This window comes from Pseudomonas sp. FGI182 (genome assembly GCF_000511325.1).
Classification (GTDB): domain Bacteria; phylum Pseudomonadota; class Gammaproteobacteria; order Pseudomonadales; family Pseudomonadaceae; genus Aquipseudomonas; species Aquipseudomonas putida_Z.
In genome coordinates this window covers 4,254,979-4,275,870 of record NZ_CP007012.1, presented here as the reverse complement: position 1 = coordinate 4,275,870, position 20,892 = coordinate 4,254,979, and the positions used below count along the sequence as shown (strand labels likewise).

The 20,892-nt window shown below is 63.4% G+C and carries 19 protein-coding genes; 9 read left to right on the top strand and 10 right to left on the bottom strand.

Annotated features, from left to right (window positions below):
• The 4 genes from C163_RS18860 to C163_RS18845 all read right to left on the bottom strand — a co-directional run bounded on the left by C163_RS18860 (position 1) and on the right by C163_RS18845 (position 2,296).
• Positions 1–417 carry a Spy/CpxP family protein refolding chaperone gene (locus C163_RS18860; protein WP_025340137.1) on the bottom strand — a complete coding sequence of 139 codons (417 nt, stop codon included), beginning with the start codon at positions 415–417 and terminating at the stop codon, positions 1–3.
• A 101-nt stretch (positions 418–518) separates the two neighbouring features.
• Positions 519–1,196, bottom strand: coding sequence for a response regulator transcription factor (locus C163_RS18855; RefSeq protein WP_025340136.1), 678 nt, complete (start codon positions 1,194–1,196; stop codon positions 519–521).
• Positions 1,197–1,401: 205 nt separating this feature from the next.
• Positions 1,402–1,701: a YciI family protein gene (locus C163_RS18850; protein ID WP_015271283.1), complete on the bottom strand. Its 300-nt coding sequence runs from the start codon at positions 1,699–1,701 to the stop codon at positions 1,402–1,404.
• 1 nt (position 1,702) lies between these two features.
• Positions 1,703–2,296, bottom strand: coding sequence for a septation protein A (locus tag C163_RS18845; RefSeq protein WP_003259096.1), 594 nt, complete (start codon positions 2,294–2,296; stop codon positions 1,703–1,705).
• 67 nt (positions 2,297–2,363) lie between these two features.
• Between C163_RS18845 and C163_RS18840 the strand changes: the two genes are divergently transcribed.
• The 6 genes from C163_RS18840 (at position 2,364) to C163_RS18815 (ending at position 8,961) form a co-directional block, all read left to right on the top strand.
• On the top strand, positions 2,364–3,224 hold the full coding sequence (locus tag C163_RS18840) for a PHP domain-containing protein (protein ID WP_023661025.1): 861 nt from the start codon (positions 2,364–2,366) through the stop codon (positions 3,222–3,224).
• Between the two features lie 13 nt (positions 3,225–3,237).
• A complete protein-coding gene (locus C163_RS18835; RefSeq protein ID WP_038408376.1) occupies positions 3,238–3,867 on the top strand; it encodes an L-threonylcarbamoyladenylate synthase in 630 nt (209 codons plus the stop codon).
• A gap of 125 nt (positions 3,868–3,992) precedes the next feature.
• Positions 3,993–4,718: a ScpA family protein gene (locus C163_RS18830; protein WP_162276787.1), complete on the top strand. Its 726-nt coding sequence runs from the start codon at positions 3,993–3,995 to the stop codon at positions 4,716–4,718.
• Complete coding sequence (gene scpB / locus C163_RS18825; RefSeq protein WP_025340134.1) at positions 4,705–5,475, top strand: SMC-Scp complex subunit ScpB; 771 nt, start codon at positions 4,705–4,707, stop codon at positions 5,473–5,475. Before C163_RS18830 ends, scpB begins: the two co-directional genes overlap by 14 nt.
• 273 nt (positions 5,476–5,748) lie before the next feature.
• The gene (gene rluB / locus C163_RS18820) at positions 5,749–6,816 is read left to right on the top strand and encodes a 23S rRNA pseudouridine(2605) synthase RluB (RefSeq protein ID WP_025340133.1); all 1,068 of its coding nucleotides are present in this window, start codon (positions 5,749–5,751) and stop codon (positions 6,814–6,816) included.
• Positions 6,817–7,542: 726 nt separating this feature from the next.
• Complete coding sequence (locus C163_RS18815) at positions 7,543–8,961, top strand: amino acid permease (RefSeq protein ID WP_161551429.1); 1,419 nt, start codon at positions 7,543–7,545, stop codon at positions 8,959–8,961.
• Between the two features lie 178 nt (positions 8,962–9,139).
• Here the strand turns inward: C163_RS18815 and C163_RS18810 are convergent, their stop codons facing one another.
• Positions 9,140–10,024 carry a LysR substrate-binding domain-containing protein gene (locus tag C163_RS18810; protein ID WP_013973663.1) on the bottom strand — a complete coding sequence of 295 codons (885 nt, stop codon included), beginning with the start codon at positions 10,022–10,024 and terminating at the stop codon, positions 9,140–9,142.
• A 152-nt stretch (positions 10,025–10,176) separates the two neighbouring features.
• Here C163_RS18810 and C163_RS18805 point away from each other — a divergent pair, with 152 nt between their 5' ends.
• On the top strand, positions 10,177–13,197 hold the full coding sequence (locus C163_RS18805) for an FAD-binding and (Fe-S)-binding domain-containing protein (protein WP_025340132.1): 3,021 nt from the start codon (positions 10,177–10,179) through the stop codon (positions 13,195–13,197).
• A gap of 126 nt (positions 13,198–13,323) precedes the next feature.
• Here the strand turns inward: C163_RS18805 and C163_RS18800 are convergent, their stop codons facing one another.
• The 4 genes from C163_RS18800 to phhA all read right to left on the bottom strand — a co-directional run bounded on the left by C163_RS18800 (position 13,324) and on the right by phhA (position 16,206).
• Positions 13,324–14,511 carry an MFS transporter gene (locus C163_RS18800; protein WP_025340131.1) on the bottom strand — a complete coding sequence of 396 codons (1,188 nt, stop codon included), beginning with the start codon at positions 14,509–14,511 and terminating at the stop codon, positions 13,324–13,326.
• A 90-nt stretch (positions 14,512–14,601) separates the two neighbouring features.
• Complete coding sequence (locus C163_RS27555; RefSeq protein WP_015271274.1) at positions 14,602–14,730, bottom strand: hypothetical protein; 129 nt, start codon at positions 14,728–14,730, stop codon at positions 14,602–14,604.
• A 291-nt stretch (positions 14,731–15,021) separates the two neighbouring features.
• A complete protein-coding gene (locus tag C163_RS18795; protein WP_003254532.1) occupies positions 15,022–15,378 on the bottom strand; it encodes a 4a-hydroxytetrahydrobiopterin dehydratase in 357 nt (118 codons plus the stop codon).
• A 39-nt stretch (positions 15,379–15,417) separates the two neighbouring features.
• Positions 15,418–16,206, bottom strand: a complete 789-nt coding sequence (phhA, locus tag C163_RS18790) for a phenylalanine 4-monooxygenase (RefSeq protein WP_025340130.1) — start codon at positions 16,204–16,206, stop codon at positions 15,418–15,420.
• Positions 16,207–16,462: 256 nt separating this feature from the next.
• Here phhA and C163_RS18785 point away from each other — a divergent pair, with 256 nt between their 5' ends.
• The gene (locus C163_RS18785) at positions 16,463–18,022 is read left to right on the top strand and encodes a sigma-54-dependent phenylalanine hydroxylase transcriptional regulator PhhR (RefSeq protein WP_025340129.1); all 1,560 of its coding nucleotides are present in this window, start codon (positions 16,463–16,465) and stop codon (positions 18,020–18,022) included.
• A 141-nt stretch (positions 18,023–18,163) separates the two neighbouring features.
• Here the strand turns inward: C163_RS18785 and C163_RS18780 are convergent, their stop codons facing one another.
• Entirely contained in the window at positions 18,164–18,418 is a 255-nt protein-coding gene (locus C163_RS18780) for a DUF2790 domain-containing protein (protein ID WP_003260110.1), read from the bottom strand.
• A gap of 398 nt (positions 18,419–18,816) precedes the next feature.
• On the opposite strand from C163_RS18780, the gene acs reads away from it, so the two are divergent.
• Positions 18,817–20,778, top strand: a complete 1,962-nt coding sequence (acs, locus tag C163_RS18775; protein WP_015271271.1) for an acetate--CoA ligase — start codon at positions 18,817–18,819, stop codon at positions 20,776–20,778.
• The last annotated feature ends 114 nt before the right edge of the window (positions 20,779–20,892 follow it).

Sequence of the window (20,892 nt, the reverse complement as noted above, 5' to 3'; positions counted from 1 at the left end):
TTACTGGGCCTTGTTGCCTTTTTCAGCTTTCCAGGCCTGGAACTCCTGCCACTCGGCTTTCTGTGCGGCGCGTTCCTTCTGCAGTTCGTCGAACTTCTTCTGCTGCTCAGGCTTGAGCAGGGCACGGACCGCGCTGTCGGTCTTGTCGCGGTTGGCCTGCAGTTCGTCCTTCATTGCCTTCTGGTCGGCGGCCGGCAGTTTGGACAGGTAGCGCTCGGTGATGTCGCGGCGCTGTTTCATTTGCTCGCCCATCAGTTTGCCGATCTGCTGGCGCTGGTCACGGCTCAGGTCCAGTTGGTGGAAAGGCGCATCACCGCGATGATGTGGGCCGTCGTGGCGCGGGCCGCCTTCAGGCATGGCCATGGCCACGGTCGGCAGGGCGGCGGCGAACATCAGGGCGATAAGGGTCTTGCGCATGGTGTCTCTCCTTTCATGGGCCGGTGGTTACCGGATGAGCACAGTCTAGGGAGATCACCGTCAAGCGCGGTCAGTGGATGGTAAAGGCTCGGTAAAGATGTTCAGAGGCAGTAGTAATAACCACGGCTGCGCAGGGCGACGATGCGCGGCCGGCCATCGGCGTGGGGGCCGATCTTCTTGCGCAGGTTGCTGACGTGCATGTCCAGGCTGCGGTCGTACAGGGTCAGCTTGCGGCCCAGGCCGATCTGCGCCAGTTCCTGCTTGTCCAGGGGCTCGCCGGGTTGGCGCAGCAGGGCTTCGAGAATGCGGCTTTCGGACAGGGTCAGGGTCATTTCGCGGCCATCGATGCTGGCCACGCCACGGGCAGGGCTGTAGACCAGGTCGCCCAGCTCCACCTGGCTGGTGGTGGCGGTGGGGTGGCTGCGGCGTAGCACGGCACGCAGGCGAGCGGTGAGTTCACGCGGGTCGCAGGGTTTGGCCAGGTAGTCGTCGGCGCCCAGTTCCAGGCCGAGGATGCGGTCCAGCGGCTCGCCGCGGGCCGAGAGCATCAGCACCGGCAGTTCGGCATGCTCGCTGCGCAACTGCTTGAGCAGTTCCAGGCCACTGCCGTCGGGCAGCATCACGTCCAGCACCACGGCCGCCGGGGCATGTGTGGCCAGGGCCTGGCGTGCGCTCTGGCCATCGTGGCAGGCGCGCACGGTAAACCCTTCCTGGGTCAGCCAGCTGCCGAGCAGCTCGCACAGCTCCTGGTCATCATCTATCAGTAACAGCTCGCTCATGACTCACTCAATTCAACCATTGACGGCGGCTATTCGGCCCGCCAGTGGCAAAGATACCGCAGACTGATGGCAACAGTATAACTGCCGGTACCGCGTGGGCTTCTTCGCGGGCTTGCCCGCTCCCACAGGTAACCCACAAACCTCAGATCCCGTGGTGTCCCTGTGGGAGCGGGCAAGCCCGCGAAGAAGCCCACGCGGTCTCAGATCAAGGCAGCACTTGCTTGAACGGCTTGACCACCACCTTGTCGTACACGCCCGCGGCAATGTAAGGGTCGGCATCGGCCCAGGCCTGCGCCGCGGCCAGGGAGTCGAACTCGGCAACGATCAGGCTGCCGCTGAAACCCGCTTCGCCCGGGTCGTTGCTGTCGATGGCCGGGTGCGGGCCGGCCAGTACCACGCGGCCCTCGGCCTTCAGCTGCTGCAGGCGTTCGATGTGCGCCGGGCGGGCGGCCAGGCGCTTTTCCAGGGAGTTTGCGACGTCGCTGGCGATGATGGCGTAGAGCATGTCAATCCTTGGGTTTGGAGGTAGAAGGGTCGTCGTGCAGGTGGCGCGACAGGTACACGCCCTGCGCTACCAGGAACATCACGGTCATGCCCAGGCTGCCGAACACCTTGAAGTCGACCCAGAAGTCCTGGAAGGTGAAGGCGACGAACAGGTTGGCTGCGCCACAGAACAGGAAGAAGCCGATCCAGGCCAGGTTCAGGCGGGTCCAGATGGCATCGGGCAGGCTCAGGGCGTGGCCCATGATGCGCTTGATCAGCACCCGGTCGCCGATGAAGTGGCTGCCGGCGAAGCCCAGGGCGAACAGCCAGTTCACCACCGGCGCCTTCCACTTCAGGAAGGTTTCGCTGTGGAAGGTCAGGGTCAGGCCGCCGAACACCAGGCAGGCCACCAGGGTCAGCCACTGGCCCTTTTCCAGCTTGCGCTGGCGCAGGAACAGCGCGCCGTAGACCACCAGCGAGCTGATGATCAGCATGGCCGTGGCACTGTAGATGCCGCCGAATTCGAAGCTGTGGCCGGCGACTTCCATGGGGCGCGGGTCGAGCTTGTAGACGATGAAGAACAGCAGCAGCGGGATGAAATCGATGAATTGTTTCACAATGGCAGCCAGAATCGGGATGTGACGGCATAATAACAAACATCGATTCCAGCGAAAGCGCTCCTCCATGAATGTTGATCTGCACTGTCACAGCACGGCCTCCGACGGCGCCCTGTCGCCCTCGATACTGGTCGCCCGGGCCCATGAGCATGGGGTGCAAACGCTGGCACTGACCGACCATGACACCATCGAAGGCCTGCCCGAGGCGCGCCAGGCGTGCCGCGACAAGGGCATGCATTGGGTCAGCGGGGTGGAGCTGTCGTGCACCTGGGGTGGCGCGACCATCCATGTGCTGGGCTATGACTTCCCGCTCGACGCACCGCCCCTGCTGGCGGCGATCGAAGCGCTGCACCGTGGCCGCTGGCTACGCGCCGAAGAAATCGACAAACGGCTGGCGGCCAAGGGCATGCCCGGTACCCTCGACGGCGCTCGCGCCGTGCAGCACGAACTGGGCGATAGCGGCAACGCCCCGGCGCGCCCGCATTTTGCCGAGTACCTGGTGCGTGCCGGGCACGTCAAGGACCGCGGCGAGGCGTTTCGCAAATGGCTGGGCGCCGGCAAGCTGGGGGACGTCAAGCAGCACTGGCCTACCCTCGATGAAACCGTCGCCACCCTGCGCCAGTCCAACGCTTGGGTGAGCCTGGCGCATCCCATGCACTACGATCTGACCCGCAGCAAGCGCAGAAGGCTGATTGCCGACTATATTCAGGCAGGCGGGCAGGCGCTTGAAGTGGTCAACGGGATGATGCCTGCCGAGCAGGTGGGCACCATGTCCATCCTCACCCGTGAGTTCGGCCTGCTGGCAAGCGCTGGCAGTGACTTCCACGGCCCCGGCACCTGGGGCGAGATCGGTGCCTACCGGCCTTTGCCCGAGGACCTGCCACCTCTGTGGCGCCGATTCAGCCATGAACAGCCTTTGGCGGTATGAACAGGACGACTACGTGAGCCAATTTTTCCAGATTCATCCGGAGAACCCGCAGCAGCGCCTGATCAAGCAGGCCGTCGAGATTATCCGCAAGGGCGGTGTAGTGGTGTACCCGACGGATTCGGCCTATGCGCTGGGTTGCCAGATGGGTGACAAGGCGGCCATCGAACGGGTGCGGCGCCTGCGCGGGCTGGACAAGACCCACAACTTCACCCTGATGTGCTGCGACATGTCGCAGCTGGGGTTGTACGCCAAGGTCGATACCGGCACCTTCCGCCTGCTCAAGGCACATGTGCCGGGGCCTTACACATTCATCCTCAACGGTACGCGCGAAGTGCCGCGCCTGCTGTTGCACGATAAACGCCGCACCATCGGGCTACGGGTGCCGGCCCATGCCATCACCCTGGCGTTGCTGGCGGAACTGGGCGAGCCGTTGATGAGTGTGAGCCTGATCCTGCCGGGCGACACCGAGCCAATGACCGACCCTTACGAGATCCGTGAGCGCCTGGAGCACCATGTCGACCTTGTGATCGACGGCGGTTTCGGTGACCTCAAGGCATCGACCATCATCGACCTGTCCGGTGATGAACCCGAACTGGTCCGTGAAGGCTGCGGCGACCCCACGCCGTTCCTGGTCAACGCGTGAGCCAGGTGGAAGCGCCCGAGGCGCCGGCCGAACAGGCCGAGGTGCCTCGCCAACTGCAATTGGCCCTGGTCTATGGCGAAGCCCTGACCGAGCTGCCGCTGGACCTGTACATCCCGCCGGACGCCCTGGAAGTCATCCTCGAAGCCTTCGAAGGCCCGCTGGACCTGTTGCTGTACCTGATCCGCAAGCAGAACATCGACATCCTCGACATCCCGGTGGCGGAAATCACCCGCCAGTACATGGGCTACGTGGAGCTGATGAAGAGCGTGCGCCTGGAGCTGGCCGCCGAATACCTGGTGATGGCTGCCATGCTCGCCGAGATCAAGTCGCGCATGTTGCTGCCGCGCTCGGCCGACGTCGAGGAGGAGGAGGGCGACCCGCGCGCCGAACTGATCCGCCGGCTGCAGGAGTACGAGCGGTTCAAGGCCGCCGCCGAAGGTATCGATGAATTGCCACGGGTTGGCCGCGAGGTGGTGGTGCCGCGGCTGGAGGCGCCGCAGGCCAAGGTGCGCAAGCTGTTGCCCCAGGTCAGCCTGGAGGAGCTGCTGGTGTCGATGGCCGAGGTGATGCGCCGCAACGACCTGTTCGAAAGCCATCAGATCACCCGCGAGACCTTGTCCACCCGCGAACGCATGAGCCAGGTGCTGGAACGCCTGAAGGGCGGCGGTTTCGTGCCGTTCGTCGAGCTGTTCGCCGCCGAGGAGGGCAAGCTGGGTGTGGTGGTGACGTTCATGGCGATTCTCGAGCTGGTGAAGGAATCGCTGATCGAACTGGTGCAGAATGAACCCTTCGCCGCCATCCACGTGCGGCTTCGCCCCGCGCTTGTTGAAGAACCTGATGAACCTGAATGAACCCCGCGACCTGGCGTCGCTGATCGAAGCCTTCCTGCTGGCTTCGGGCAAGCCGCAATCCCTGGAGCGCCTGTACGAACTGTTCGAGGAAGCCGAGCGACCGGAGCCCAAGGTCTTCAGGCAGGCTCTGGAGCTGCTGGGCAAGTCGTGCAATGGCCGCGCCTTCGAGCTCAAGGAGGTGGCCAGCGGTTACCGCCTGCAGATTCGCGAGGACTTTGCGCCGTGGGTCGGGCGCCTGTGGGAAGAGCGCCCGCAGCGCTACTCGCGCGCGCTGCTGGAAACCCTGGCCCTGATCGCCTACCGCCAGCCCATCACCCGTGGCGAAATCGAGGATGTGCGTGGCGTGGCGGTTAACAGCAACATCATCAAGACCCTGATGGAGCGCGAGTGGATCCGCGTGGTCGGCTACCGCGAAGTGCCCGGGCGGCCGGCGATGTTTGCCACTACCAAGGCGTTTCTCGACCATTTCAACCTCAAGAGCCTGGACGAGCTGCCAGCCTTGGCCGAGCTGCGGGAGATGGAGCCCGAGCCGCTGCTCGACCCGGATGATGCGCCAGTGCCGGCGCACCTGCAGGCATTGGCGGATGCCAGCCTTGGGGAAGAGGAAGAGGTTGCCGAGCCGAAGGAGGAGACCAGCTTCCGTAGCCTGCTGGTGGAGCTGGATGCCATGGAAGAGGGGCTGAAGACCGATTTCGATGACTTGCGCGAGGAAGAGGCTGAGGCCTCGGTGGAAGAAGAGGGCAAGTCACTGCCCTGATTCCTTTGTTGCCTGTACCGGCCCATTCGCGGGCTCGCCCGCTCCCACAGGGATATCACAGGTCCTGAGGGCGCGCAGTACCTGTGGGAGCGGGCGTGCCCGCGAATGGGCCGGCCATGCCAATACATAACCATTAGGCAGAAACCCCTCGCAATGCCCACAAAACCCTCTACCCTCCAGTGCGTTCCCGCACCGAACCGCGTATGATGCGCGACCTTTTGGCGCGTTCGTCGCCAGAACCCTTATTTCATTCCTACACCGGGAGGTGCCCAGATGAGTGAGCAAGACCTGCAAGATACCGAAATCACCCCTCCATCCGGCGAAAAGCTGCAGAAAGTGCTGGCGCGCATTGGCGTTGGCTCGCGCCGTGACGTCGAGGCCTGGATCAGCCAGGGCCGCATCAAGGTCAACGGCGTCGAGGCCACCCTCGGCCAGCGCGTCGACCTGCACGACGCCATTGCCGTGGATGGCAAGCTGATCAAGCGCGAAGAGGCCGCCGAGGCCACCCGCCGGGTGATCATGTACAACAAGCCCGATGGCGAAATCTGCACCCGTGACGACCCGGAAGGCCGCCCGACCGTGTTCGACCGCCTGCCACGGCCGAAAGAAGGCCGCTGGATCAACATTGGCCGCCTCGACATCAACACCACCGGCCTGCTGCTGTTCACCACCGACGGTGAACTGGCCAACCGCCTGATGCACCCGTCCTACGAGATGGACCGTGAATACGCGGTACGTGTGCGTGGTGAGGTCGACGACGAGATGATCGAGCGCCTGAAGGCCGGCGTGATGCTGGAAGATGGCCCGGCCAAGTTCACCGACATCCAGAAGGCACCAGGTGGCGAAGGTTTCAACCACTGGTACCACTGCGTGGTGATGGAAGGCCGCAACCGTGAAGTGCGTCGCCTGTGGGAGTCTCAGGGCATGGTGGTCAGCCGCCTGAAGCGCGTGCGTTTCGGCCCGGTGTTCCTCAACTCCGACCTGCCGATGGGCCGCTGGCGTGAAATGAGCCAGGGCGAAATCGACATCCTCGCTGCTGAAGTGGGCCTGCAGCCGGTGGCGCTGCCAGCCATGAAGCTCAAGGCCAAGGACAAGATGGAGCGCCTGCAGCGCAAGTCGACCCGCCCGCTGGGCCGTGGCGAGCGCGTGCGCAGCCTGCGCCCGGCCCACGAAGGTGCTGCTGCCGGCGAACGCCCGGCGCGCCAGCCGCGTGAAGAGGCCCCGCGCAAGACCGGCCGTGGCAGCACCGTGGCCGAACGCCCTAGCGAGATGCGCAAGCGTCCGGCCAAGCCTGAAGGTGACAAGCCGGCAGGGCGTGGCCGCGGCAAACCGCGTGGCTGATTGGCCTTTGCGTTGAAAGAGAACCAGCCTTCGGGCTGGTTTTTTATGCCTGTGAGAATTTGGGGCTGCTGCGCAGCCCATCGCGACACAAGGCCGCTCCTACTGAAATTGACGCGGTCCCTGTAGGAGCGGCCTTGTGTCGCGATGGGCCGCAAAGCGGCCCCAAGACATTGAACAAAAAGAATTTTCGGACGACTGGCAAGTTCCCGAACCACCCTGTAAAGAAAATTGTACGAATGTGGTCGGTTTCAGCCCGGATTTCAGATTAGGTCGAATCGTGTAAACAAACCTTGCCGCTGACTCCCCGTCAAAACCGCCGACCAAGCCCCACCCACCCTTGCTCAAAGCCCCGCCCCACGGTGTTATAGCCGCCATTGCCGTGTGCAAAAGCCTGTCCACAGAGCCAGGCTGACAAAACAACAAATGGAGGCGCCATGTACGCCGATCACTTCGCCTTTCAAGGCCCACACCACAGGATCGCTGCGTTTTTTCCCGAGGAAACGATGCAACGCGTTGACGCCTGCGCGTTTGCAGGGGTATACAGTGCGCCGCGTTTTACCTGTGACTCCCTTGCGTACCGCGCACTCTTGATCACGCCTGGTTGACCCGCCCCGGCGGCACCTGAGGTCAGGAAACCCAAGGTAACCACCTTGCCCATTCCGCTGCGCCACGAGCGCGGTGGGTCCGATTCCGTCACAGATAAAAACAATGCAGGTGACTTCGTTCATGAGTGGACAAAACATGCATTCAGGCGAGCTCAAGCGGGGCCTGAAGAACCGCCATATCCAGTTGATCGCCCTCGGCGGTGCGATTGGTACCGGCCTGTTCCTCGGCTCGGCAGGCGTGATGAAATCCGCTGGCCCGTCGATGATCCTTGGCTACGCCATCTGCGGCTTCATCGCCTTCATGATCATGCGCCAGCTCGGCGAAATGATCGTGGAAGAGCCGGTGGCCGGCTCGTTCAGCCATTTCGCCCACACCTACTGGGGTGGTTTCGCCGGCTTCCTGTCGGGCTGGAACTGCTGGGTGCTATACATCCTGGTGGGCATGTCGGAGCTTTCGGCGGTCGGCAAGTATGTCCACTACTGGTGGCCGGAGATCCCTACCTGGGTCACGGCGGCAGCGTTCTTCGTGCTGATCAACGCCATCAACCTGATGAACGTGAAGTTCTTCGGTGAGGCCGAATTCTGGTTTGCCATCATCAAGGTGGTGGCCATCGTCAGCATGATCGGCCTGGGTGCCTACCTGCTGACCAGCGGCAGCGGCGGCCCTGAAGCCACCGTGGCCAACCTGTGGTCGCACGGCGGCTTCTTCCCGAACGGTGTAAGCGGGCTGGTGATGGCCCTGGCCTTCATCATGTTCTCCTTCGGTGGCCTGGAAATGCTCGGCTTCACCGCCGCCGAGGCCGACAAGCCGAAGACCGTGATCCCCAAGGCGATCAACCAGGTCATCTACCGTATCCTGATCTTCTATGTCGGTGCCCTGGTGGTGCTGCTGTCGCTGACCCCATGGGACAACCTGGTCGCCAGCATCGATGCGTCCGGCGGCAGCTATGGCAGCAGCCCGTTCGTGCAGGTGTTCTCGCTGCTGGGCAGTGACGTGGCTGCGCACCTGCTGAACTTCGTGGTCCTGACTGCAGCGCTGTCGGTGTACAACAGCGGCACCTACTGCAACGCCCGCATGCTGCTGGGCATGGCCGAACAAGGTGACGCCCCGGCGTCGTTGGCCAAGGTCGACAGCCGCGGTGTGCCGGTGCGCTCGATCCTGGCGTCGGCAGGCGTGACGCTGATCGCGGTGCTGCTCAACTACCTGATGCCGCAAAACGCGCTGGAGCTGCTGATGTCGCTGGTGGTGGCCACCCTGGTGATCAACTGGGCGATGATCAGCTACTCGCACCTGAAGTTCCGCCAGCACCTGGACCGCACTGGCCAGAAGCCGCTGTTCAAGGCGCTGTGGTACCCCTATGGCAACTACATCTGCCTGGCGTTCGTGGTGCTGATTCTGGGCATCATGGCGATGATCCCGGGTATCCAGGTTTCCGTGTATGCGATCCCGGTGTGGCTGTTCGCCATGTTCGTGGTCTACATGGTCAAGCCGCGTCGCAAGGCGCAGGCGCTTGGGGCTGCTGGTAGCGTGGCCAAGTAAGGCGCTGCGGCGATAGAAAAACCCGAAGCCGGGTGACTGGCTTCGGGTTTTTTGTTGCCTGTGCCGCCCCTTTCGCGGGCACGCCCGCTCCCACAGGATCACCACAGGTTCCAGTTCAGCGCGGTCCCTGTGGGAGCGGGCGTGCCCGCGAAAGGGCCGGTACAGGCAGCCCAGACATTCAGATCTGCTCCAGCAACCAACTGCGAAACGCCCGCAGCGACGGCAACGCCTCATTGCGCGGCGGGTAGATCAGGTAATAACTGCGCTGGCTGGCAAATGCCACCCCGGGGCTGTACAGCTCACCCTTGGCCAGTTCTTCCTCCACCAGTATGCGCGGCACCAGGCCGATGCCGATCCCGGCGCGTACCGCCTGGATCAGGTGCGAGGTCAGCTCGAAGCTCGGCCCCAGGCGCATCGCCCGGTGCGCCAGGCCATGGTGCGAAAACCACTCGCCCCAGGCATGCGGGTTGTTGGCCACATTCAGCAGCACTTCTTCACTGATGCGTGCAGGGCTCCAGCCCTGGCTGTCCGCGCCAGCCTCCGGCGGCAATATCACCACCAGTTCCTCGGCATGCAGGCGATGGCAGATCAACCCCGGCAGGTCGTGACTGGCCACGCCGATGGCGGCATCGATCTCGCTGGTGTCGAAGTTGATGGCTTCGATGCGTGAATGTATGTGCACCAGCATGCCCGGGTGGGCGCTGTAGAAGGCGTGCAGCCTTGGCAGCAGCCATTTCGAGCCGAAGGTGGGCAAGGTGGCCAGGCGCAAGGTGCCCACCCCCGACTGGTAGGCCAGTGCCTGCAAGGTGGCGCTGCGAATGCGCCCAAGTGCCTCGCTGAGCTCGCGCTGGTACAGGCGGCCGACATCGGTCAGCTGCACCTGGCGCCCTTCGCGGCGGAACAGGGTCAGGCCCAGTTGCTGCTCCAGCGCCTGCACCTGGCGGCTGACCGCGCTCTGGGTGAGCGACAGCTCGGCGGCGGCGCGGGTGTAGCTTTCATGCCGGGCGGCAGCCTCGAAAGCCAGTAGCAGCGACATGGACGGGGTGAGATGGCGGTAATTCATTCATGAAAGTCATTAATAGCGGCAGGATTATCCGTTTGCCCCTAAAGCGAAACTACAGGAACATTGGCCTGCACGTCACCTCCGCATGCCATCACCCATGCCGGAACGACAGGAATCCCGTGAATTAGCCAATATCAAGAGGCCATCCTTCGATGATCGCCCAGCTGCCGACCGTTGCCCCGAGCGCCAACTACCCCGAATTCCTCGAAGCCCTGCGCAACAGCGGCTTCCGTGGCCAGATCAGTGCCGACTACGGTACCCGCACGGTGCTGGCCACCGACAACTCGATCTACCAACGCTTGCCACAGGCGGCGGTGTTCCCGCTGGACGCCGACGATGTGGCGCGGGTCGCCACGCTGATGGCCGAGGAGCGCTTCCAGCAGGTCAAGCTGACCCCGCGCGGCGGTGGTACCGGCACCAACGGGCAGTCGCTGACCGACGGGATCGTCGTCGACCTGTCGCGGCACATGAACAAGATCCTCGAAATCAACGTCGAGGAACGCTGGGTGCGGGTGCAGGCCGGTACCGTCAAGGACCAGCTCAACGCCGCGCTCAAGCCGCACGGGCTGTTCTTCGCCCCCGAGCTGTCCACCTCCAACCGTGCCACTGTCGGCGGCATGATCAACACCGATGCCAGCGGCCAGGGCAGCTGCACCTATGGCAAGACCCGCGACCACGTACTGGAGCTGCACAGCGTGCTGCTCGGGGGCGAGCGCCTGCACAGCCTGCCGATCGACGATGCCGCGCTGGAACAGGCCTGTGCCGCGCCCGGCCGGGTCGGCGAGGTGTACCGCATGGCGCGGGAGATCCAGGAAACCCAGGCCGACCTCATCGAAACCACCTTCCCCAAGCTCAACCGTTGCCTGACCGGCTACGACCTGGCGCACCTGCGCGACGAGCAGGGCCGCTTCAACCTCAACAGCGTGCTGTGCGGTGCCGAGGGCTCGCTGGGCTATGTGGTCGAAGCCAAGCTCAATGTGCTGCCGATCCCCAAGTACGCCGTGCTGGTCAACGTGCGCTACACCAGCTTCATGGATGCCCTGCGTGACGCCAACGCGCTGATGGCGCACAAGCCGCTGTCGATCGAGACCGTCGACTCCAAGGTGCTGATGCTGGCGATGAAGGACATCGTCTGGCACAGCGTTGCCGAATACTTCCCGGCCGACCCCGAGCGCCCGACCCTGGGCATCAACCTGGTGGAGTTCTGCGGCGACGAGCCGGCCGAGGTCAATGCCAAGGTGCAAGCGTTCATCCAGCACCTGCAGAGCGACACCAGCGTCGAGCGCCTGGGCCACACCCTGGCCGAAGGTGCCGAGGCGGTGACCCGCGTCTACACCATGCGTAAACGTTCGGTGGGCCTGCTGGGCAACGTCGAGGGCGAAGTACGCCCGCAACCGTTCGTGGAAGACACCGCGGTACCGCCGGAGCAACTGGCCGACTACATCGCCGACTTCCGTGCACTGCTCGATGGCTACGGCCTGGCCTACGGCATGTTCGGCCATGTCGATGCCGGCGTGCTGCACGTGCGCCCGGCACTGGACATGAAGGACCCGGCCCAGGCCGCACTGGTCAAGCCGATTTCCGACGCCGTGGCGGCGCTGACCAAAAGCTATGGTGGCTTGCTGTGGGGCGAGCACGGCAAGGGCCTGCGTTCGGAATACGTGCCGGAGTACTTCGGCGAGCTGTACCCGGCGCTGCAGCGCCTGAAGGGCGCCTTCGACCCACGCAACCAGCTCAACCCCGGCAAGATCTGCACCCCGCCAGGCAGCGCCGAGGGCCTGACCAAGGTCGATGGCGTGACCCTGCGCGGCGACCTCGACCGCACCATCGACGAACGCGTGTGGCAGGACTTCCCTAGCGCCGTGCACTGCAACGGCAACGGCGCTTGCTACAACTACGACCCCAACGACGCCATGTGCCCGTCGTGGAAGGCCACCCGTGAACGCCAGCATTCGCCCAAGGGCCGTGCTTCGCTGATGCGCGAATGGCTGCGCCTGCAGGGCGAGGCCAACATCGACGTGCTGGCGGCGGCGCGCAACAAGGTGTCGTGGCTCAAGGGCCTGCCGGCACGCCTGCGTAACAACCGTGCGCGCAGCCAGGGCCAGGAAGACTTCTCCCATGAGGTGTATGACGCCATGGCCGGCTGCCTGGCGTGCAAGTCGTGCGCCGGGCAGTGCCCGATCAAGGTCAACGTGCCGGACTTCCGCTCGCGCTTCCTCGAGCTGTACCACGGCCGCTACCAGCGCCCGCTGCGTGACTACCTGATCGGTTCGCTCGAGTTCACCATCCCGTACCTGGCTCACGCGCCAGGGCTGTACAACGCGGTGATGGGCTCGAAGTGGGTGAGCAGGCTGCTGGCCGACAAGGTCGGCATGGTCGACAGCCCGCTGATCAGCCGCTTCAACTTCCAGGCCACCCTGACCCGCTGCCGCGTCGGCGTGGCCAGCGTGCCGGCCCTGCGTGAACTGACCCCGGCCCAGCGCGAGCGCAGCATCGTGCTGGTGCAGGATGCCTTTACCCGTTACTTCGAGACACCGCTGCTGTCGGCCTTCATCGACCTGGCGCACCGCCTGGGCCACCGGGTGTTCCTGGCGCCGTACAGTGCCAACGGCAAGCCACTGCACGTTCAGGGCTTCCTCGGTGCGTTCGCCAAGGCGGCGATCCGCAATGCCACCCAGCTCAAGGCCCTGGCCGAGTGCGGCGTGCCGCTGGTGGGCCTGGACCCGGCGATGACCCTGGTGTATCGCCAGGAGTACCAGAAAGTGCCGGGCCTGGATGGCTGCCCGCAGGTGCTGTTGCCGCAGGAGTGGTTGATGGATGTGCTGCCGGAGCAGGCACCGACCGCGCCGGGCAATTTCCGCCTGATGGCGCACTGCACCGAGAAGACCAACGTGCCGGCCAGCACCAGGCAGTGGGAGCAGGTGTTCGCCCGCCTTGGCCTGAAGCTGGTGACCGAGGCGACTGGCTGCTGCGGTATGTCCGGTACCTATGGGCACGAGGCGCGTAACCAGGACACCTCGCGGACCATCTTCGAGCAGTCGTGGGCGACCAAGCTGGACAAGGAAGGCGAGCCGCTGGCGACCGGTTACTCGTGCCGCAGCCAGGTCAAGCGCATGACCGAGCGGCAGATGCGCCACCCGCTGGAAGTAGTGCTGCAGTACGCTCAGCGCTGAGCTTCAGGGCCCCGGGGGCTGCCTTGCAGCCCCATCGCGACACAAGGCCGCTCCTACAAGAGATCGCGTTTTTCTTGTAGGAGCGGCCTTGTGTCGCGAAAGGGGCGCAAAGCGCCCCCCCTGTTTTTAAAGACCCCGCTGACGCCGCACCTGCCTGTACAGATACAGGCTCAGCACCAACCCGCAAGCCGCCGCCGCTGCCGCAAACAGAAACATCGAAGCAAACCCGAACCCCGCCGCCACCGCGCCCACCAGCGGCCCGGTCACCCCCAGCGACAAATCGATGAACAGCGAATAAGCCCCCACCGCCGCCCCGCGGTTGGCCGCCGACACCTGGTTCACCGCCTCCACACCCAGTGCCGGGAACACCAGCGAGAAGCCGAACCCGCTCAGCGCGGCCCCCGCCAACGCCAGTTCGGCGCTGGGCGCCAGCCACAGCATCAGCAGCCCGAGCGTTTCCACCGACAGGCAGGCAATCGCCACCCGGAACCCGCCAAGCCGGTTGATCAGGTTGCCGAACAGCAGTCGCGCACTGATGAAGCTGGCACCGAACAGGCTCAGGGTCAGTGCCGCATTGGCCCAGCCACGGCTGGCGTAATACAAGGTGATGAAGGTGGCGATGGTGCCAAAGCCGATCGAGCCCAGGGCAAGCCCCGAGCCGTGCGGGAACACTTTGCCCAGCACCCGCAGAAACGGCAGGCGCACGCCACTGACGATCGGTGCGGCCTGTTTGGGCCAGGCCAGCAGCAACCCGAGCGCACACAGCAGGATGATGCTCACGCCCATGCTCCACAGGCCCAGGCTCTTGACCATCAGCACGCCCAGCGGAGCACCGATGGCCAGCGCACCATAGCTGGCGATGCCATTCCAGGAAATGACCTTGGCCGTGTTTTCGGCACCTACGCGGCCGATGCCCCAGCCAATGGCACCGGAGCCCACCAGGCTTTCCGCACTGCCAAGTACCAGGCGGCCGACCAGCAGGCAGGCCAGGCTCAGCCAGGGCAGGTGGGTGAGGAAGGCGCAGGCCAGCATGAACACCCCGCTGAGCCCGCAGCCGACCAAGCCATACATGACCGCCTTCTTGCTGCCGTGGTTGTCGATGATGCGGCTGGCGGTGGGCCGGCTGAGCAGGGTGGCCAGGTACTGCACGCTGATCACCAGGCCCGCGACCACGGCACTGAAGCCCAGATCGTTGTGCACATAGCCGGGCAAGACGGCCAGCGGGATGCCGATGTTCAGGTAGCCGATGAAGGTGAAGAGGACGATGGAGACGACTTGCAGGGTGACCGCAAGGGGGCGCGGTGAGTGGGGCATGAGGGCCTACGTGGGTTCTGGACGGTGTGAAAACGTGATGACGGGGGTAGCCCGCAGGTCAGCCGTTTTCACACAGTCGGGGATGCGCGGTTATTCCTGGTCAGCGCTGGATTGATCGTCACCATCCTGCTCGACGGCAGCTGCCGGTTCGGCATGAACGGTAACGGTTGGCTCTTCTGGGTTCAGGCTTGGGAAGGGAAGATTCGGGATTTCATGCATCTCGTCGTTCCTCGCAAGTGTGAGTGAAAAGTCTGCGCCAGGCGCGTTTGAAGCTTCGCAAAGCTGGGGCAGGATACACAAGTCTGGATGACAGTTTGGGTTTTTTTGGCGGTCGCTTGTCGGTTTTGCGGGCGAACAGCGGACATTTTTCCCATAAAAAATGGGGCCGCTTCGCGCCCCTTCGCGGGCACGCCCGCTCCCACAGGAAGTCGCGAAAGCCAGGGGCGACGCAGTCCCTGTGGGAGCGGGCGTGCCCGCGAAGGGGCGCGAAGCGGCCCCAGTACTCAGTGCTTACTTGCGGCCTTCAGCCGTCTCCGCCACCTTGTCGGTGCGTGCGCACATGATGAAGTCATTGCGGTGCAGGCCTTTGATCGAGTGGCTCCACCAGGTCACGGTAACCTTGCCCCACTCGGTCAGCAGGCCCGGGTGGTGGCCTTCGGCCTCGGCGATCTCGCCCACGGCATTGGTGAACGCCAGGGCGTGCTTGAAGTTCTTGAACAGGAACACGCGCTCCAGCTCCATGTGGCCGTCACGTACTTCGATGTTCCAGTCCGGGATTTCGCGAATCAGCTCGGCCAGCTCTTCGTCGGTGACCTTTGGTGCGTCGGCGCGGCAGGCTTCGCAATGGGCTTGGTTCAAGGCATTCATGTGGTGTTTTCCGGTTCGAGTTGTTATCGGCAAGGTCGCTCAGGCAGCGACCTTGGGTGGAAACTTCGGTGCGTGCAGGCCCAGCTGCATGGCTTTGTGAACCATGCCCATGATGTCTTCGTGGGCCAGGTCGAACAGGCACTTCATGTTCGGCAGCACGAAATACAGTGGCTGCAGGATGTCGATGCGATACGGTGTGCGCATGGCCTCGATCGGGTCGAAGGCCTGGTGCTCGGGCTCGCCAGACAGACTGTAGACGGTCTCCTTTGGTGACGAGAGGATGCCGCCGCCATAGATCTTGCGGCCCTGCGCGGTTTCCATCAGGCCGAACTCGATGGTCATCCAGTACAGGCGCGCCAGGTACACGCGTTGTTCCTTGGTCGCGGCCAGGCCGAGCTTGCCGTAGGTGTGGGTGAATTCGGCGAACCAGGGGTTGGTCAGCAGCGGGCAGTGGCCGAAGATCTCGTGGAAGATATCGGGCTCTTGCAGGTAGTCCAGCTCTTCCGGGGTACGGATGAAGGTGGCCACCGGGAAGCGCTTGCTGGCCAGCAGTTCGAAAAAGGTCTGGAAGGGGATCAGCGCAGGGACCCGGGCAACCTGCCAACCGGTGGTGGCGCCCAGCACCTTGTTGATCTCGCCCAGTTGCGGAATACGGTCATGAGGCAGCTTGAGCTGGTCGATGCCGTCCAGGTATTCCTGGCACGCGCGGCCTTCGATCACTTTCAGCTGACGGGTGATCAGGGTGTTCCATACCGCATGTTCTTGCTGCGGGTAATCGATAAAACCATGCGCATCGGGCTCGCGTGCCACGTATTGCGTCTGTTTCATGTGGCTCTCCTGGTGAGGGCTTTTCTTGTTATGTGCAGGACATGCCTTAGGAATATCCCTTCACTGGCCGCTTTGCACGGGGTTGGCCAGTGGGCGGGGTTGGCTTTGGGCGACGTTTTCGTAACGATAATTTTACAAAAAGGCGCAGGTGTCGGAAAATCCGAGGCATCTGGCTGAAGCTTCGGCTGTTTTTGTCAGCTTATCTTTACGACTTTTCCGCGCGGTGTTGAAAAACATTGGCGCTTCGAGAGCCCTCATGCGTATCAAAGTGCATTGCCAGAACCGTATTGGCATCCTGCGCGACATCCTCAACCTGCTGGTGGAGTACGGCATCAACGTGCTGCGCGGCGAGGTGGGCGGTGACCATGGCAACGCCATCTACCTGCATTGCCCGAACCTGATCAATCTGCAGTTCCAGGCGCTGCGGCCGAAGTTCGAGGCGATTGCCGGGGTATTCGGTGTCAAGCGCGTGGGGCTGATGCCCAGCGAGCGCCGGCACATGGAGCTGAATGCGCTGCTGGGGGCGCTGGACTTCCCGGTGCTGTCGATCGACATGGGTGGCAGCATCGTCGCCGCCAACCGGGCCGCTGCGCAGCTGCTGGGGGTGCGGGTGGACGAGGTGCCGGGCATGCCGCTGGCGCGCTATGTGGAGGACTTCGACCTGCCAGAGCTGGTGCGCGCCAACAAGTCGCGCATCAATGGCCTGCGCATCAAGGTCAAGGGTGATGTGTTCCTGGCCGATATCGCGCCGCTGCAGTCCGAGCACGACGACAGCGAGGCACTGGCCGGCGCGGTGCTGACCCTGCACCGTGCCGACCGTATCGGTGAGCGCATCTACAACGTGCGTAAGCAGGAGCTGCGCGGTTTCGACAGTATCTTCCAGAGCTCGCGGGTGATGGCTGCGGTGGTACGCGAGGCGCGGCGCATGGCGCCGCTGGACGCACCATTGCTGATCGAGGGCGAGACCGGCACCGGCAAGGAGTTGCTGGCGCGTGCCTGCCACTTGGCCAGCCCGCGCGGCCAGTCGCCGCTGATGGCGCTGAACTGCGCCGGGTTGCCCGAGTCGATGGCCGAGACCGAACTGTTCGGTTACGGGCCCGGGGCATTCGAAGGGGCGCGGGCCGAGGGCAAGCTGGGGCTGCTGGAGCTGACCGCCGGTGGCACGCTTTTCCTTGACGGGGTAGGGGAGATGAGCCCGCGCCTGCAGGTGAAGCTGCTGCGTTTTCTGCAGGATGGCTGCTTCCGTCGTGTCGGCAGCGATGAAGAGGTGTACCTGGATGTACGGGTGATCTGCGCGACCCAGGTGGATTTGTCCGAATTGTGTGCCCGTGGCGAGTTTCGTCAGGACCTGTATCACCGGCTCAATGTGTTGTCGCTGCACATTCCGCCATTGCGCGAATGCATGGATGGCCTGGAAGGGCTGGTGCAGCACTTTCTCGACCAGGCCAGCCGACAGATCGGCTGCGCCATGCCGCGCCTGGCGCCGGCGGCGATGGACAAACTTGGCCAGTATCATTGGCCGGGTAATGTAAGGCAGTTGGAAAACGTGTTGTTCCAGGCGGTTTCGTTATGCGAAGGCGGCGTGGTCAAAAGTGAACATATACGTTTGCCGGATTACGGTGTGCGCCAACCGCTGGGTGAGTTTTCGCTGGACGGGGATCTTTCGCAGATTGTCGGGCGCTTTGAAAAAGCGGTGCTGGAAAGTTTAATGGGGGAATTCCCGAGTAGTCGGGCTTTAGGTAAAAGACTGGGTGTTTCGCATACGACCATTGCCAACAAGTTGAGGGATTATTCACTTGGCAAGTCTGCAGATTAATCCGCCTTTATAAAAGGCGGGACTGCTGCGCAGTCCTTTCGCGACACAAGGCCACTCCTACAAAGGCCTGCGTACGCCTATCATTGTAGGAGCGGCCTTGTGTCGCGAAAGGGGCCCGTAGGGCCCCCAATTCACAAGGTGTCAGCCGTTCGAGCAGCCGTTCCCCATCACGCGGTATTCGAGAATGTGCTTCTGGCCCTTGGAGTCCTCGTAGGTCATACGGGCTGGCACGACTTCGCACACATTGGGCACTTCGCTCATGGAAATGACGCGGGCAATGTCCAAGTGCTGCGAGTAACTGTACTGTTCAACCGGAATCTGCTCGGCATCTTTTGCTTCGCCGGCCATCGCCGCGCCGCAAAGACTGCCAAGTACCAATACCAGTAAAGCTTTCATTTTCAATTTACCTGTCTAAGGTCGTGAGGGGGCACGCGGCGCTTATGGCGCCGCGAGTATTGCTAGTTTTAACTATCGGGTTTGGATGGGGATTAACGGTTGCCTTCGTGGGGGCTGTTACCAGTTGTTAATCGCCTTGCCGTTGCTGGCGAGGTGAATTTTATGGCTGGGGCCAAGGCCGAAACAGTGGGTCTTTTGATAAAGTGTTTTGACAGAATCTGTAACAATCGTCTGGTAAAGGGCCCCATTTTTTCCTCGCCATGGCTGTAAGGTGCGTGCCAGAGCGCTTTGTCGGGACGGGCGTACCAAATTACTACCAACGTCGAATGGCTTTTGTCGCTCTGGTACAGTTACAAACGGTTCCATACAAAAACAACTATTACACCGAGGTAACACAGATGAGTGCGGCTCCACTGTATCCCGTTCGTCCCGAGGTTGCGGCCACCACCCTGACCGACGAGGCCACCTACAAGGCCATGTACCAGCAATCGGTGATCAACCCGGACGGCTTCTGGCGCGAGCAGGCCCAGCGCATCGACTGGATCAAGCCGTTCACCAAGGTCAAGCAGACCTCCTTCGACGACCACCACGTCGATATCAAATGGTTCGCCGACGGCACTCTGAACGTTTCCTCCAACTGCCTGGACCGCCACCTTGAAGAGCGCGGCGACCAGCTGGCCATCATCTGGGAAGGCGACGACCCTTCCGAGCACCGCAACATCACCTACCGCGAACTGCACGAGCAGGTCTGCAAGTTCGCCAACGCCCTGCGTGGCCAGGATGTGCACCGGGGTGACGTGGTCACCATCTATATGCCGATGATCCCCGAGGCCGTGGTCGCCATGCTGGCCTGTGCCCGTATCGGTGCGATCCATTCGGTGGTGTTCGGCGGCTTCTCGCCCGAGGCGCTGGCCGGCCGTATCATCGACTGCAAGTCCAAGGTTGTGATTACCGCCGACGAAGGCGTGCGCGGTGGCCGGCGTACCCCGCTCAAGGCCAACGTCGACCTGGCGCTGACCAACCCTGAAACCAACAGCGTGCAGAAGATCATCGTGTGCAAGCGCACCGGTGGCGACATTGCCTGGCACCAGCACCGCGACATCTGGTACGAAGACCTGATGAAAGTCGCCTCCAGCCACTGCGCGCCAAAAGAGATGGGTGCCGAGGAAGCGCTGTTCATCCTTTATACCTCTGGTTCCACCGGCAAGCCGAAGGGCGTGCTGCACACCACTGGCGGCTACCTGGTATACGCCGCGCTGACCCATGAGCGCGTGTTCGACTATCGCCCGGGCGAGGTGTACTGGTGCACCGCCGACGTGGGTTGGGTCACCGGCCACAGCTACATCGTCTACGGCCCGCTGGCCAACGGCGCCACCACCCTGCTGTTCGAAGGCGTGCCGAACTACCCCGACATCACCCGCGTGTCGAAGATCGTCGACAAGCACAAGGTCAACATCCTGTACACCGCGCCAACCGCCATCCGCGCGATGATGGCCGAAGGGCAGGCTGCTGTTGAAGGTGCCGATGGCTCCAGCCTGCGCCTGCTGGGCTCGGTGGGTGAGCCGATCAACCCCGAAGCCTGGAACTGGTATTACAAGACCGTGGGCAAGGAGCGTTGCCCGATCGTCGACACCTGGTGGCAGACCGAGACCGGCGGCATCCTGATCAGCCCGCTGCCGGGCGCTACCGGCCTCAAGCCGGGCTCGGCAACCCGCCCGTTCTTCGGCGTGGTGCCGGCGCTGGTGGACAACCTGGGCAACCTGATCGAGGGCGCTGCCGAAGGCAACCTGGTGATCCTCGATTCCTGGCCGGGCCAGTCGCGTTCGCTGTACGGCGACCACGACCGTTTCGTCGATACCTACTTCAAGACCTTCCGTGGCATGTACTTCACCGGTGACGGTGCGCGCCGCGACGAGGATGGCTACTACTGGATCACCGGCCGCGTGGATGACGTGCTGAACGTGTCCGGTCACCGCATGGGTACTGCCGAGATCGAAAGTGCCATGGTGGCGCATGCGAAAGTGGCCGAGGCCGCGGTGGTGGGTGTGCCGCACGACATCAAGGGGCAGGGCATCTATGTGTATGTCACCCTCAACGCCGGTATCGAGGCCAGCGAGCAGCTGCGCCTGGAGCTGAAGAACTGGGTGCGCAAGGAAATCGGCCCGATCGCCTCGCCGGATGTGATCCAGTGGGCGCCGGGGCTGCCGAAGACCCGGTCGGGCAAGATCATGCGCCGCATCCTGCGCAAGATTGCCACGGGTGAGTACGATGCCCTGGGCGATATCTCGACCCTGGCCGACCCGGGTGTGGTGCAGCACCTGATCGATACCCACAAGGCCATGAGCCTGGCTTCGGCCTGATAGTGGGGCTGGACGCGATCCGTTGTAGGAGCGGCCTTGCGTCGCGATGGGTCGCGAAGCGGCCCCAGGATTTCGGCTTCACAGCCTGAATTGCCGGGGTCGCTTTGCGACCCA